This window comes from Enterobacter sp. HSTU-ASh6 (assembly GCF_026319105.1).
GTDB lineage: Bacteria > Pseudomonadota > Gammaproteobacteria > Enterobacterales > Enterobacteriaceae > Enterobacter > Enterobacter sichuanensis.
The window spans coordinates 93,257-106,699 of the sequence record NZ_WSPD01000015.1; the positions used below are offsets into that span (position 1 = coordinate 93,257).

The 13,443-nt window shown below is 49.3% G+C and carries 16 protein-coding genes; 10 read left to right on the forward strand and 6 right to left on the reverse strand.

Annotated features, from left to right (window positions below; all coding sequences use genetic code 11):
• Positions 1-2 precede the first annotated feature (2 nt).
• From GM298_RS17645 to GM298_RS17655, 3 genes are read left to right on the forward strand one after another with little or no spacing between them, the layout of a single operon-like run.
• Complete coding sequence (locus GM298_RS17645) at positions 3-1,016, forward strand: ABC transporter ATP-binding protein (RefSeq protein WP_025756557.1); 1,014 nt, start codon at positions 3-5, stop codon at positions 1,014-1,016.
• On the forward strand, positions 1,013-2,017 hold the full coding sequence (gene oppF / locus GM298_RS17650; protein WP_025756558.1) for a murein tripeptide/oligopeptide ABC transporter ATP-binding protein OppF: 1,005 nt from the start codon (positions 1,013-1,015) through the stop codon (positions 2,015-2,017). The genes GM298_RS17645 and oppF overlap by 4 nt, the downstream gene beginning before the upstream one ends.
• A gap of 14 nt (positions 2,018-2,031) precedes the next feature.
• A complete protein-coding gene (locus tag GM298_RS17655) occupies positions 2,032-2,901 on the forward strand; it encodes an ion transporter (protein ID WP_252086830.1) in 870 nt (289 codons plus the stop codon).
• A gap of 31 nt (positions 2,902-2,932) precedes the next feature.
• On the opposite strand, the gene GM298_RS17660 is transcribed toward GM298_RS17655, so the two are convergent.
• On the reverse strand, positions 2,933-3,262 hold the full coding sequence (locus GM298_RS17660) for an HI1450 family dsDNA-mimic protein (protein ID WP_025756560.1): 330 nt from the start codon (positions 3,260-3,262) through the stop codon (positions 2,933-2,935).
• A gap of 33 nt (positions 3,263-3,295) precedes the next feature.
• Positions 3,296-4,756, reverse strand: a complete 1,461-nt coding sequence (cls, locus tag GM298_RS17665; protein ID WP_025756561.1) for a cardiolipin synthase — start codon at positions 4,754-4,756, stop codon at positions 3,296-3,298.
• A 144-nt stretch (positions 4,757-4,900) separates the two neighbouring features.
• Here cls and GM298_RS17670 point away from each other — a divergent pair, with 144 nt between their 5' ends.
• Both GM298_RS17670 and leuE read left to right on the forward strand, forming a co-directional pair.
• Positions 4,901-5,074: a YciY family protein gene (locus GM298_RS17670; protein ID WP_088244222.1), complete on the forward strand. Its 174-nt coding sequence runs from the start codon at positions 4,901-4,903 to the stop codon at positions 5,072-5,074.
• Positions 5,075-5,180: 106 nt separating this feature from the next.
• The gene (gene leuE / locus GM298_RS17675) at positions 5,181-5,816 is read left to right on the forward strand and encodes a leucine efflux protein LeuE (protein WP_025756562.1); all 636 of its coding nucleotides are present in this window, start codon (positions 5,181-5,183) and stop codon (positions 5,814-5,816) included.
• 110 nt (positions 5,817-5,926) lie between these two features.
• Here the strand turns inward: leuE and GM298_RS17680 are convergent, their stop codons facing one another.
• Positions 5,927-6,937 carry a tyrosine-type recombinase/integrase gene (locus GM298_RS17680; protein ID WP_266154797.1) on the reverse strand — a complete coding sequence of 337 codons (1,011 nt, stop codon included), beginning with the start codon at positions 6,935-6,937 and terminating at the stop codon, positions 5,927-5,929.
• Between the two features lie 96 nt (positions 6,938-7,033).
• Positions 7,034-7,330 (reverse strand): helix-turn-helix domain-containing protein, encoded by a 297-nt coding sequence (locus tag GM298_RS17685; RefSeq protein WP_266154800.1) that lies wholly within the window; start codon positions 7,328-7,330, stop codon positions 7,034-7,036.
• Between the two features lie 135 nt (positions 7,331-7,465).
• On the opposite strand from GM298_RS17685, the gene GM298_RS17690 reads away from it, so the two are divergent.
• The 5 genes from GM298_RS17690 (at position 7,466) to GM298_RS17710 (ending at position 11,311) form a co-directional block, all read left to right on the forward strand.
• On the forward strand, positions 7,466-7,741 hold the full coding sequence (locus GM298_RS17690) for a regulatory phage cox family protein (RefSeq protein ID WP_032658818.1): 276 nt from the start codon (positions 7,466-7,468) through the stop codon (positions 7,739-7,741).
• A gap of 166 nt (positions 7,742-7,907) precedes the next feature.
• Positions 7,908-8,408: a replication protein B gene (locus GM298_RS17695; RefSeq protein ID WP_266154806.1), complete on the forward strand. Its 501-nt coding sequence runs from the start codon at positions 7,908-7,910 to the stop codon at positions 8,406-8,408.
• Between the two features lie 66 nt (positions 8,409-8,474).
• The gene (locus tag GM298_RS17700) at positions 8,475-8,693 is read left to right on the forward strand and encodes a DUF2732 family protein (RefSeq protein WP_266154808.1); all 219 of its coding nucleotides are present in this window, start codon (positions 8,475-8,477) and stop codon (positions 8,691-8,693) included.
• Positions 8,694-8,715: 22 nt separating this feature from the next.
• Positions 8,716-8,979 (forward strand): DUF5405 family protein, encoded by a 264-nt coding sequence (locus GM298_RS17705; protein WP_266154810.1) that lies wholly within the window; start codon positions 8,716-8,718, stop codon positions 8,977-8,979.
• A gap of 1 nt (position 8,980) precedes the next feature.
• Entirely contained in the window at positions 8,981-11,311 is a 2,331-nt protein-coding gene (locus GM298_RS17710) for a replication endonuclease (protein ID WP_266154813.1), read from the forward strand.
• Here GM298_RS17710 and GM298_RS17715 read toward each other — a convergent pair.
• Both GM298_RS17715 and GM298_RS17720 read right to left on the reverse strand, forming a co-directional pair.
• A complete protein-coding gene (locus tag GM298_RS17715) occupies positions 11,304-12,677 on the reverse strand; it encodes a UvrD-helicase domain-containing protein (RefSeq protein ID WP_266154815.1) in 1,374 nt (457 codons plus the stop codon). The two genes, GM298_RS17710 and GM298_RS17715, sit on opposite strands and share 8 nt — an antisense overlap.
• A partial coding sequence (locus tag GM298_RS17720; protein ID WP_323138644.1) for an ATP-dependent nuclease occupies positions 12,674-13,443 on the reverse strand: 770 nt, incomplete at its 5' end. The genes GM298_RS17720 and GM298_RS17715, both read right to left, overlap by 4 nt.

The window sequence follows — 13,443 nt, forward strand, 5'->3', positions numbered from 1 at the left end:
TGATGACAATAATTGAAACGGCAACAGCGCCACAGGCGCAACAGCGCAGCGACCTTCTGCTGGATGTAAAAGATCTCCGCGTCACCTTTAAGACGCCGGACGGGGATGTGACCGCCGTAAACGATCTCAACTTCAACCTGCGTGCCGGTGAAACGCTGGGCATCGTGGGCGAATCGGGCTCCGGGAAATCGCAAACGGCCTTCGCGCTGATGGGACTACTGGCGGCTAACGGGGTGATTGGCGGTTCCGCCAGGTTCAACGGCCGTGAGATCCTCAACCTGCCAGAGCATGAGCTGAACAAGCTGCGTGCCGAGCAGATTTCGATGATTTTCCAGGATCCGATGACCTCGCTTAACCCGTACATGCGCGTGGGTGAGCAGCTGATGGAAGTGCTGATGCTGCACAAAGGCCTGAGCAAAGCCGAAGCCTTTGAAGAGTCCGTTAAAATGCTCGATGCGGTAAAAATGCCGGAAGCGCGTAAGCGTATGCGCATGTTCCCGCATGAGTTCTCTGGCGGTATGCGCCAGCGTGTGATGATTGCGATGGCGCTGCTGTGTCGGCCAAAACTGCTGATTGCTGATGAACCAACCACTGCGCTGGACGTGACCGTACAGGCGCAAATCATGACCCTGTTAAACGAGCTGAAGCGTGAGTTCAACACGGCGATTATCATGATCACCCACGATCTGGGGGTAGTGGCGGGCATCTGTGACAAGGTGCTGGTGATGTATGCCGGTCGTACCATGGAATATGGTAAAGCGCGCGATGTCTTCTATCACCCCGCGCATCCGTACTCGATTGGCCTGTTGAATGCGGTTCCGCGCCTCGATGCGGAAGGGGAATCCCTGCTGACCATTCCGGGCAACCCGCCGAACCTGCTGCGTCTGCCGAAAGGCTGTCCGTTCCAGCCGCGTTGTCCGCACGCGATGGAGATCTGCAACAGCGCGCCGCCGCTGGAAGAGTTTGCACCAGGCCGTCTGCGCGCCTGCTTTAAGCCGCAGGAGGAGCTGGTATGAACGCATTAGATGAAAAACGCAACGTGCTGCTCGAAATCGCCGATCTTAAAGTGCATTTCGACATCAAAGATGGCAAACAGTGGTTCTGGCAGCCGCCTAAGACCCTGAAAGCGGTGGACGGTGTTACGCTTCGTCTGTATGAAGGGGAAACCCTGGGCGTGGTGGGCGAGTCTGGCTGCGGCAAATCGACCTTCGCGCGTGCCATTATCGGTCTGGTGAAAGCGACCGGCGGTAAAGTGGCGTGGCTGGGCAAAGATCTGCTGGGCATGAAACCCGACGAGTGGCGCGACGTGCGCAGCGATATCCAGATGATTTTCCAGGATCCGCTGGCGTCATTAAACCCGCGTATGACCATCGGTGAAATCATTGCCGAGCCACTGCGCACCTATCACCCGAAGATGCCGCGCCAGGAAGTCCGCGATCGTGTTAAAGCGATGATGATGAAGGTGGGGCTGTTACCCAACCTCATCAACCGTTATCCGCACGAGTTCTCCGGCGGCCAGTGCCAGCGTATTGGTATTGCGCGTGCGCTGATCCTCGAGCCGAAACTGATCATCTGCGATGAGCCGGTTTCCGCGCTGGACGTGTCCATTCAGGCGCAGGTAGTGAACCTCCTGCAGAAGCTGCAACGGGAGATGGGGCTGTCGCTGATCTTCATTGCGCACGACCTGGCCGTGGTGAAACACATCTCTGACCGCGTGCTGGTGATGTACCTGGGTCATGCCGTGGAGCTGGGCACCTACGATGAGGTGTACCATAATCCGCTGCACCCCTACACCAAAGCGCTGATGTCGGCAGTGCCGATCCCCGATCCCGATCTGGAAAAGAATAAAACGATTCAGCTTCTGGAAGGGGAATTACCTTCACCGATCAACCCGCCGTCGGGCTGCGTGTTCCGTACGCGGTGCCCAATGGCCGGGCCGGAATGCGCCAAAACGCGACCGGTTCTGGAAGGCAGTTTCCGACATGCGGTTTCCTGCCTGAAAGTAGACCCGTTATAATCGCAAGGGCTGACATGATGTCAGCCCTTATTTTTTGCGAGGTCATTGTGTCGCGTATATTCACGTCAGCCCGTCGGCGGCTCTATCATTTATTATTCGATCCTGAAACGCTGTCCGGACGACGCGTCGAAGGGCTCTGCGGATTATTTGCGCTCCTCAGCGTGATTGTCATCTTTATAGAGTCAGGTGCCGGAACGCAATATCATCTGACGTTTGACGAGTGGCATATCTTTGTCTGGCTTGAACTGATAATAACCCTGGTCTTTACCGCGGAATATCTTCTCAGAGTGATAGCCTGGCCCAACCCGGCCCGATATGTTTTCAGCTTTTGGGGATTTATCGATTTAGCCACAATTCTGCCTCTCTATGTAATGTGGCTGTGGCCGGAAATCAGCCTGAGCTATGTCTTTGCCTGGCGCGCGATGCGCGTTATTCGGGTATTACGCATCCTGAAATTACTGCGTTTTATGCCGTCTCTGCACATATTCTGGAGCGCAATCGTCAGCGCCCGCCATCAGCTTATTCTCTTCTACTCGTTTATTGCCATCGTCATGATTGTTTTCGGCGCGCTGATGTACTTGATAGAAGGGCCTAAATATGGTTTCACGACGCTCAACGCCTCTGTCTACTGGGCAATTGTTACCGTCACGACGGTGGGGTATGGGGATATCACACCGCATACGCCGCTGGGACGTATTGTCGCATCGGTACTGATACTGATTGGTTATTCGGTGATTGCCATTCCAACAGGGCTGATTACCACGCACATGAGCAGTGCCTTTCAGACCCGCAAGCAGCAGCGTAAATGTCCGCGCTGCCACCAGGCGGAACATGAGCTTAATGCCCGGTACTGCAACCGGTGCGGAAGTGAGTTAGCGGATTAAATAAAAAAGGCTGCAATCGCAGCCTTTTTTATTATTCGCGCCAGAGAATATGGCACAGCTTGTGGTTTTTTTCGCGACACAGCAGGACGCGGGCGAAGATATCGTTAATTTCGCCGCCGTCTTCATCGGCCAGTCCAATCACCACTTCAGCAAAGAAGTCCGGATTGAGGTCGAAATCCACATGCTCGGCCCAGTCTTCAGCAGGATCGAACAACTCGGCGCCGCCGCGCTCTTCGAACTGCAGATTAAAGAGGATCACGTCCGCGGGATCGAGATTATCAACCGCCAGTTCGAGAAAAATGTCATAGGCCTGCTCGAGCGTTTCGTCTTCGGTCAGGCGATTGTTCAGATCCATTTCCATGATGACTACCTGTTTAACATCGTTGGGCACGTTTTACAGCAACGGACTAAAGAAGTAAAACAGTCGTTCGGCAATTCTCTGCCACAGCGGACGTTTTACCCACAGTCTGGCATCCAGCAGGCGGGAGCGGGAGATATAATCATCCTGCACCGCCGCGAGGTCGCCGCCAAAGCCGGCATCATCAATCACCAGCGTGATTTCAAAGTTTAGCCACAGGCTGCGCATATCCAGGTTCACCGTTCCCACCAGGCTCAGTTCGCCGTCAACCAGCACGCTCTTGGTATGCAGCAACCCGCCCTCAAACTGGTATATTTTTACCCCTGCAGCCAGCAGTTCGCTAAAGAAGGCGCGACTGGCCCAGCCCACCAGCAGCGAGTCATTTTTGCGCGGCAAAATGATGCTCACATCCACACCGCGCTGCGCTGCGGTACAGATCGCGTGCAGGAGATCGTCGCTGGGGACAAAGTAGGGCGTGGTCATGATCAGGTATTCACGCGCGGAGTACGTAGCCGTCAGCAGCGCCTGATGGATCAAATCTTCCGGGAAGCCCGGGCCAGAGGCAATGGTATGAATGGTGTGACCGCTGGCCTCTTCGAACGGCATGATATTGCCGTCGGGTGGCGGCGGCAGGATACGCTTACCGGTCTCGATCTCCCAGTCACAGGAGTAGACGATGCCCATCGAGGTGGCAATAGGCCCCTCCATGCGCGCCATCAAATCCACCCACTGGCCCACGCCCGAGTCCTGTTTGAAGAAACGGGGGTCAACCATGTTCATGCTGCCGGTATAGGCAATATAGTTATCGATCATGACCATCTTGCGGTGCTGGCGGAGATCCATCCGGCGCAGAAACACACGCAGCAGATTGACCTTCAGCGCCTCAACCACCTCGATGCCGGCATTACGCATCATGCCTGCCCAGGGGCTACGGAAGAAGGCCACGCTGCCCGCGGAGTCGAGCATCAGGCGGCAGTGAATACCGCGTCGCGCGGCGGCCATTAGCGATTCTGCCACCTGGTCGGCCATGCCGCCGGGTTGCCAGATATAAAACACCATCTCAATATTGTGCCGGGCCAGCTGGATATCGCGGATCAGCGCCTGCATGACATCATCGGAGGAGGTCAGCAGCTGGAGCTGGTTGCCTTTTACGCCGCCAATTCCCTGACGGCGCTCGCACAGCTTAAACAGCGAGGAGGCTACGCTGCTGTTCTCCTCGGCAAAGATGTGTTTGCAGGCTTTAAGGTCATGGAGCCACTTCGCGGTCGAAGGCCACATGGCGCGGGCCCGCTCGGCGCGGCGTTTCCCCAGATGAAGCTCACCGAAAGAGAGATAGGCAATAATTCCTACCAGCGGCAGGATGTAGATTATCAGAAGCCAGGCCATGGCAGAGGGTACGGCTCTGCGCTTCATCAGGATGCGTAATGTCACACCCGCGATTAACAGCCAGTATCCCAGAATGACCAGCCAACTCACCACGGTGTAGAAGGTTGTCATGAGTGAAAAAATCCTTTTGAAAGCGTATTGTTATGAGTGTACGCATCAGGAATCATCTGGCAAATAAAAACGCCAGCTAAAAGCGCTGGTTTGCTGTGGGGTTGGGTTTATAATGGCCTTTCTTTTAGAGAAAGAGTTGTAGACATGAAGCGCAGTAGAACAGAAGTAGGGCGCTGGCGCATGTTGCGACAGGTGAGTCGTCGCAAGGCTCGTTGGCTGGAAGCACAATCCCGCCGCAATATGCGTATTCACGCCATCAGGAAATGTGGAATGACCCGGCACCGCAACGCGTTGTTGTTCGCCGTCCAGGATTTCTGAGAACCATGAGGGCACCGTAATGGTGCCCACTGTTTTTATAGCGTCTTTTTTTTGAATAGCGTATTTGCAGCGCTGTTCCTGTTGGGTGTAGCAAAAGGAGGGAGAAGTGTTTGCGGAGTTTGGTGTACTGAATTTCTGGACGTACGTGGTCGGCGCATTTTTTATCGTGCTGGTGCCAGGGCCCAATACCCTGTTTGTACTGAAAACCGGGATTGGTCACGGCGTGAAAAAAGGCTATCTTGCCGCGACAGGGGTATTTATCGGTGATGCGGTACTGATGTTTCTGGCCTGGGCGGGCGTTGCTGCTTTAATTCAGACTACCCCGGTGCTGTTTAATATCGTGCGTTATCTCGGCGCGTTTTATCTGCTGTGGCTGGGCGGCAAAATGCTCTGGTCGGTGGTGAACCGTCAGAACAACGCGCACGAGAGCGGCCCCGAGCCTGCCAGTATGATCATGAAGCGCGCGCTGGTATTAAGCCTGACGAATCCCAAAGCGATTCTGTTCTACGTCTCGTTCTTCGTTCAGTTCATTGACGTGAATGCGAAAAACACCGGAACCTCTTTCCTGATCCTCGCGACCACGCTCGAGTTGATTAGCTTTATCTATATGAGCTTCCTGATCTTCTCCGGCGCGTTTGTTACGCGCTATCTGAAAACCAAAAAGAAACTGGCAAAGCTGGGCAATGGCCTGATCGGGCTGCTGTTTGTCGGGTTTGCGGCGAGGCTGGCGTCGCTGCATTGATTGAATGTAAGGCTCCTGCGGGAGCCTTTTTAATGTCTGGCGTAGCTGGAAAGCCGCGCCAGATAAGGCTTCACGTTTTACTACTAGCAGCCAAAAGCAATATAAAGCGGCTAGAGTGTGGACACATTGTGGACACTCTGACCACCATTAGCACCCTTCAGCGGGTTAAGCGAAATCGCGTCCTGCAGGTACTGAGGAGCGAAGTGCGCATAGACCATTGTCTGCGCAATTTTCGTATGACCTAAGATCCTCTGCAGTGTGATGATATTGCCCCCGTTAATCATAAAGTGCGTGGCGAAAGAGTGTCGTAGCGCATGTGTTGCTTGCCCCGCCGGTAAGTCGGGCTTAACTTCTTTGAGGATTCGCCTGAATTCAGCATAACTGGCCTCAGGAAACAGAAAGCCTCGTGCTTTGCCGACTACGTAAGCCGCAACGTCATCAGAGATCGGGACCGTGCGCGGTGTGTTGGTTTTCGTCTTAACGAAAGACACCCGGTTATGAATCACATTCTCCGCCTTCAATCGCGCAGCTTCTCCCCATCTTGCCCCGGTACTCAAACACAAAACCGCAATTTTACGATTATCACCTGAGAGCGCAGCTAGTAAGGCGTCAATTTCCTCAAGAGTGAGATAGCCCGTTTCGGCTGTCTGCTCTTTAAGTTTTTTGAATCCCCTGAATGGATGCTCACCGTTATACAGTTCTGACTCAATCAGGGTTGTGAACATCCCACCTAGCGTGATCAGGTCGCGGTTGATGGTAGTTGGCTTAATACCTTCACCCCGGCGTTGAGCACAATATTGCGTTATCAGGCTCTTGGTGATCTGGAAAGCGCATGGGTTACCGGTCATCGTTTCGAAACGCTCAATTTTCCTGAGATACGATTGACCGTGTTCCTCGTGTTTACCTTTCAGCTTCCACCATAACTCTTTCAGTTCTGACAGTTGGCGTTTGTCCGTGGGTTTTGAAAGCCATTCCTTTGAGTGATGGTTATATTGAGTATGCTTTTCAAAAGCCATCGCCTCGCTTTTCTTGTCGAACTTCCGACGGATGCGTTTTCCGTTACGCCCAGCCGGTCTAATGTCCACTTCATATCGACCATCATCGAGCTTTTTAACAGACATAAAGCCTCCCGATGATGTTACTTCGTACTTCAATTTCCTGATTTAAATAGCAAAAACTCACTGTGCATTTACTGCACAAATAAGCACCATAAATAGTTAGCCAGTTTTCTGGTCTGAGTGGGCTGACGTTGTTTTTTGCTGCCCAAAGTGCGCGAGAGCCGGTGCAATCTGCCCAGCTTCAGGTGATATCGTCTCTGTCATGAACCACATAGTGTATTTTTTGAACTGAGGATGATTCAAAATCTTCATCACCGCCTGTATGCCCATATCTTTTACACCCTTCTCGTAACTCGAAAGAGAGCTGTATGGAACGCCTGTTAAGTCACTGAATTCTTTCCTATTCATACGTTCTGACTCACGCATGATCGCTAGCTTTTCATTTACGGGCATCATCGTAATTAACACTCCACTATTGATAGAAAAACGATAACGGAGTAATCTTCAATTCGTTATCGCAAACTAATGGCTCCAATATGGCAATTAATAGCCATTAGGAGCAATTAAAACACTAACGAGGAATACTCACAAATGAATAGGGTCATTGACAGTGTGAGCGACGCCGTTCCATATCAGGAATTCGCGCGCCTTATTGGTAAAACACCTGCAGCCGTTAAAGGCATGATTGAAAAGGGCAAGCTTCCTGTTGTCGAGATGACTGATCCGCAGTCAACGAGTGGGCGCGCAGGGGAATATTGGGTTTATCTGCCTGCATGGAACAAGGGTATGAAGATGGCATATGACAGCCGCCCGAAGGAAATTCGTGATGGTTGGCTGATGTGGCTCGGATTAGGGGAACCAGTATGAAGAATGAACCTCGCTGTATTGCACAGTTGCTTCGAAGAGAAAGCCCTAATCCAATCAACTTCACTATCACACACGGTCGCGGACGCAAGGGCATCATTATCCGAACCCGTAAGACGGGGGTAATTGAGAAGCTTCGTCGCTTGGTCAAAAAAAGAGGGCTGTGGTTGTGACAGTAATGACACTTGATGTGATCCAGAAACAACCAACAGCGCTCCGCGGTCTGGTCTGCAAGTATCTGGCTCAGCCTCGCTGGCAAGATACATGCGATTTTTACAATCAGATGATGGAGCGGGAGCGTCTTACGGTTTGTTTCCACGCTCAATTAAAACAGCGTCACTCTGTCATGCGCTTAGAGGAAATGACCGAAGCCGATCGTGAGCGTCTTGTTTGTGCGCTTGATGAATTGAGAACTGCATTCACCCGGCATCGTCAACTTGGCGCGTCAAAAGCAACTTTCATCAGCCGCCTGACCGTCAGCCAAAGGCGTTCATTGTTTCTTCATGCTGGACTGACAGAGCAGGAATTTATGATGCCGCACTGGCGTTTGAATGAAGAGAACTGTTACTGGCGTGACAAACTTTTCCGCGCTCTGCGAGAGCTGTTCAGCCTTTTTGAGTACGCACCAACTATTTTAACCTCGGTAAAACCTGAGCAGTATTTACATTAATTAATCTGGATTCGACTAATTACGCGCCTTACAGCGTGGGGACTCCTTTTGCCCGGAGATAGACAAATGCAAGAACAAAATACAGCGCAGCGGGGGATGTATTCGGCACATCTGGCGCAGGCAGTAAGTGAGGCACAGCGCGACACGGCGACCCGTTTCTCTTCTCATTTTGACGGACTTATCGCGTACATCAGTAAGTCAGAACTTAATCGCACCGAGATTATCGAGTTATTAGGCCAGGAGTCGGAAAAGTTACACAACTCAATTTTCGGTAGAGCTGGCTAACCACTTTTAACAGGAAGCAAAAATGAGCATACGCATCGAGATTAATAACCAATACGTCATCACCAGTGATCGCTATCAATTCATTTTGCAGGAAAAAAAGACCGCTACATCCGGGAAGAATGAAGGTAAGGAATGGTTGGACGTTGTGGGTTACTACCCAACTATCCCTAAGCTTGTCTCAGGCTTGGTATTGCATGATCTTTTGACCAGCGATCTTACTGGCCTCTCAGCTCTGGAAGCTCGGATTGAACGCTTGGGGAAGCTATGTCTGGACGCTTTTAAATAATATGTCCAACGAACCTCGGGGGCGTGTTGCCCCCTCGCCACCACCACCATTTTTGAAGGGCACCAGTGATTCATTCGTTGGTGCTTATCCCTGGAATAACGTCACCAAAGAGGCCATTGGCCGCGACAGACCCCTTACACGTGCCGAACTCCGTCAGGTGCAAGGTGTTTTAAACCGGATTGACCGTCTGCCGTTTTTCCTGCAAACGCTGTTTACATCGCGTTATAACTTCATCCGCCGTAAAAAGAGCCCTTTAGGAGGGCTGTATTTCCTTAAAAACACGTTTGAGCGCAAGCTGCTGCCACGTCTTGAGTGTGTTAATGAGCTGTGCGGGATGAATGAATCCGCCTCGATTGGTTTTCTGTCTGCGCGGGATGAATATGCACGCCTACCGGATATGAACGACAAAGAGCTCAGGAAATTTGCCGCCAGATTAGCCTCTCAGCTCTGGAGCAGGTATGAAGAGTTAAGCGACGCATGGGCGCACGCTCACGGCGGCAAAGAAACCCTTTTCTCTGATGAGGCGCAGGCGCATTTATACGGGAAAGTTGCCGAGGTCGCGCGCGCTTTCAACCTCACCCCGATGTACTGGAAAAAATACCTTAAGGGTCAGATGACGATCCGCATGGCATTTTCCGCTATTTCACGACTGATAAAAGACGAGTGGTGGGTTAACCAGCTCAAGGCGCAGCGTATGCGCTGGCGCGAGGGGCTGCTCATCGCTGCCGGTGAGGTCAACAAAGACCGTTCACCCTACGCCAGCAAAATGGCGATCCGCGATGTTCATTCGCGCCGCCTGGCTAATCTCGAATACCTGAAATCCTGCGAGCTTGAAAACAAAGTCACCGGCGAGCGTATAGACCTCATCAGCAAGGTCATGGGGAGTATTTCAAATCCTGAGATACGCCGCATGGAGCTGATGAACACCATCGCCGGGATTGAGCGCTACGCGGCCAGCGCCGGTGACGTGGGGATGTTTATCACCCTGACCACACCCTCGAAATATCATCCGACCCGACAGGTCGGCAAAGGCGAAAGCAAAACGGTGCAGCTCAATCACGGCTGGAACGAAAACGCATTCACACCCAAAGACGGCCAGCGTTACCTCTGCCGAATCTGGAGCCTGATGCGTACCGCGTTCAAAGATAACGATTTAGAGGTTTACGGGTTGCGCGTTGTCGAACCGCACCACGACGGTACGCCTCACTGGCACATGATGCTGTTTTGCAAACCCGGTCAGCGTAAAGCCATTAACGAAATCATGCGTCGATATGCCCTCAAAGAGGACGGACACGAAAAGGGCGCGGCAAAACAGCGCTTTGAGTCACGCCATCTTAATCAGGGCGGAGCGGCGGGTTATATCGCTAAATACATTGCAAAAAATATCGACGGTTACGCACTCGACGGCCAGCTCGATCACGACACCGGCAAGCCTCTGAAAGATACGGCCGCAGCCGTCACCGCATGGGCGTCTACATGGCGTATACCGCAATTTAAACCAATTGGCCTACCGACAATGGGCGCTTACCGAGAACTGCGCAAGCTGCCGCGTGGGGTGAGTATTGCCTGCGAGTTTGACGACAGGGTTGAGGCCGCGCGAGCTGCTGCAGATGAGGGTGACTTTGAGCGGTATATCATCGCGCAGGGTGGGGCAAACATGCCGCGTGATGCTCAGGTCGTCAGGGTGGCCCGTAAGGTGACGGATGAAGTTAACGAGTACGAAGAAGATATCGAGAGGGTGGTCGGTATTTATGCCCCTCATCTCGGGGCTCACCGTGTTCATGTAACCCGTACTGCCGAATGGCGCATCGTTCCAAAGGTTTTGGCCGTTGAGCCTTTGACCTTAAAAAGCGGCTCTGCCGCGCCTCGGAGTCCTGTCAATAACTGTGGAAAGCTCACCGGCGATGGAGATCCAGTTATGACACCCGCACCGTCTGAGCAAGCCGCAGCGGTGTTAAATTTGGTTGATAGCGGAGTAATCCCATGGGATGACAAGTCCGTTTTAGTGGTTCTTAGAAGAGTACTTAAACAAGCTTCAACGACGTCTATTCGAAAGCGAATGAAAAGTGAGTTGAAAAAAATGTATCAGATTGCTCCATCTGGCCGCATGGCTAAAATAGAACGAGCACAAATACCACGAATTCGTTATGAATTGGCAATGCAGGGAATAAAGATTCGGCAATTTGAGCTTGAGGTTTTGGCTCGAGGAGCCGTAGTGATCTTTGGGGATAAAAAATTTCACTTTCCGATAGAGAGTAAATGGGATGGTTTTTCAAACGAGATCAATGATTGTGAGCCTCATAATTATGAAGCTCACATTAAACTTAAATGATATTTTTTGTAAACCCTAAGAGTTCTATTTTTTGTATAAGAGGGGCGATTTCCTCGGTCGAGAATAAATTATGGTCAATTGCCAAAGTTAGCTCGCGTTTAGTGCGGGTCAACGCAACATACATACGCATCCATTCTTTGTTGAAATGAGATTCTTGAGATACTTCACGGAATAAGTACCTTGCAGTATTTCTTGTTAAGATGAAAATACAATGATCAGCGTCCAATCCTTTAGCTGCATCAATACTAGAGACTACTATAAAGTCGTCATTTATATTTTGCTCGTCATCTAAGCAACTGGCTAACTGGCCATATTCTGGAATGGACAGTTGAATGTTGTGTTTTCTTAAAAAAGAATTTAATGCTGGTCTTATTCCCAAGGCCGCAACTAAATCAATGAGGTCTAAGAGTAAAGCGGATTCGAATAATTCTGGGTTTTTGTTATGTTTTATTTGTGATATTTTGTGTTTGATTTCTTTTGGAAAAGTGATTTTTTTGGATTGTTGTCTTGTTAGATATACGCCTTGTTTTTGCTCTATGTAAATTAACGCTGTGGTAGACTTTTCTTTTAAATAAGACTGGTAGTTTTCACTGGAGGATTCTATGTAATTTAGAACTCCAAGGGTGCTGTTTAACGATTCTTGTTCTTGGCCCTGATAACAAAATAAATTAGAGATTGATAGTATATTAGTAGGAACTCTCCGCGTAATGTTATTTATGGGGAGTAAATTAATATGTTCAGAATTGCTTGATTTAGCAATGTAGTCTCGCAACGAACCTGTCCATTTCAATGCTTGCTTAGTATCACCGATCATATAAATATTTATATGTTGACCTAATGCATCAAACGCAATTAGAGCTTCTTCGTCTAGGTCTTGTACCTCATCAATATATATTTTGTCAATAATTGATGCAATGAGTGATAAAATAAAATCCACTCTCGCTTTTTTTGTTCTGTTGCTATGCCGAGAACAATTTTTATCTAAAATCATTCTTGAAATGTGATATACATTTTCAGCATGAATAATATTATTGCTTCTCAAGCGACTGAAAAAAGCATTTTTATATTGAGGGTTCCCGATGGGTTGCAAAGAAATATCATTGTATATTTCATTTAAAGAATAGTTCGAAAAAGGATATATTATTTCATGCAACAAAAAACTATGTACTGTTTGAATGATTAGATTTTGAGGAATGTAACCTAAATTTCTTTTAACTTCTGATTGTATTTTTATTGTGGCTGAATTTGTATAGGTTAAAGCAAATATTTTTTTGCTGTTATCACAAGTTAGTAAGTAATTCGTTATGTCGGCTGCTAAGCCAAAAGTTTTTCCTGCGCCGGCTCCGGCTAATTGTATATCGATCATGACAATGCCTCAACTACTTGCTGAATATGATCTGGTAATACAATTGCTAGAGGGGATTCCTCTCTTGACATTGCATCACACACTTGCAGCATTCGAGATGTTTTTCCAAGAATCATATGACGTGCAACTGCGTCTTCATTTTCGTCAACTTCAAAAAGTGCACTAAGAAGTTTTGTGTTGTTACCAGCACGTGCGAAATCATATTCTAGAGTATACCCCTGTGTAGTTCTAATGAATACGTTTTCATTCTCTGTGTCATATCTGTCATGCGCGGCTTTAGATGTATCCGAATTGTCGAAATCTCGAATGATACCGATTAATTTTTTGGGGTTGTCTTTATTAAGTGTAAGCCATATGTCTAAAAAAGTACGATATCCTCTTTGGCCAACTGCAATGACCTCGATATTGTTAAGGTATGATGATTGCCTTAAAAGAAATGTGTTAATCAATAGTTCTTCACTAGGGCCTTCAACTAAAATTACTTTGTCTGCGAACAACATTTTGAGTATGTCAAAGTTAGGTCTCTTTCTTAAATAATCAAGAAGTTTAGGATCTGCTGAGCTTAAATCAACAGCTTTATTTCCGGTCAAGGCAACTACGTTATTTAATTCAAGTTTGTTTATTATGTTTGGGTTATGAGAGGAAATTAAAGTCTGGAGTAGCGAATTGCTCTCTTTAATTGTTTTGCTTATGAAATCTACAGCAACACGAAGATTATTAACACTCAAATGTGCCTCAGGTTCCTCTATGCAACATAAATTAAAAC

What these genes read in the sequence shown, in the direction of transcription:
- GM298_RS17645 (WP_025756557.1), top strand. Translation starts at nt 3, where the DNA reads ATGACAATAATTGAAACGGCAACAGCGCCACAGGCGCAACAGCGCAGC.
- oppF (WP_025756558.1), top strand. Translation starts at nt 1,013, where the DNA reads ATGAACGCATTAGATGAAAAACGCAACGTGCTGCTCGAAATCGCCGAT.
- GM298_RS17655 (WP_252086830.1), top strand. Translation starts at nt 2,032, where the DNA reads ATGATGTCAGCCCTTATTTTTTGCGAGGTCATTGTGTCGCGTATATTC.
- GM298_RS17660 (WP_025756560.1), bottom strand. Translation starts at nt 3,262, where the DNA reads ATGGAAATGGATCTGAACAATCGCCTGACCGAAGACGAAACGCTCGAG.
- cls (WP_025756561.1), bottom strand. Translation starts at nt 4,756, where the DNA reads ATGACAACCTTCTACACCGTGGTGAGTTGGCTGGTCATTCTGGGATAC.
- GM298_RS17670 (WP_088244222.1), top strand. Translation starts at nt 4,901, where the DNA reads ATGAAGCGCAGTAGAACAGAAGTAGGGCGCTGGCGCATGTTGCGACAG.
- GM298_RS17680 (WP_266154797.1), bottom strand. Translation starts at nt 6,937, where the DNA reads ATGTCTGTTAAAAAGCTCGATGATGGTCGATATGAAGTGGACATTAGA.
- GM298_RS17685 (WP_266154800.1), bottom strand. Translation starts at nt 7,330, where the DNA reads ATGATGCCCGTAAATGAAAAGCTAGCGATCATGCGTGAGTCAGAACGT.
- GM298_RS17690 (WP_032658818.1), top strand. Translation starts at nt 7,466, where the DNA reads ATGAATAGGGTCATTGACAGTGTGAGCGACGCCGTTCCATATCAGGAA.
- GM298_RS17700 (WP_266154808.1), top strand. Translation starts at nt 8,475, where the DNA reads ATGCAAGAACAAAATACAGCGCAGCGGGGGATGTATTCGGCACATCTG.
- GM298_RS17705 (WP_266154810.1), top strand. Translation starts at nt 8,716, where the DNA reads ATGAGCATACGCATCGAGATTAATAACCAATACGTCATCACCAGTGAT.
- GM298_RS17710 (WP_266154813.1), top strand. Translation starts at nt 8,981, where the DNA reads ATGTCCAACGAACCTCGGGGGCGTGTTGCCCCCTCGCCACCACCACCA.
- GM298_RS17715 (WP_266154815.1), bottom strand. Translation starts at nt 12,677, where the DNA reads ATGATCGATATACAATTAGCCGGAGCCGGCGCAGGAAAAACTTTTGGC.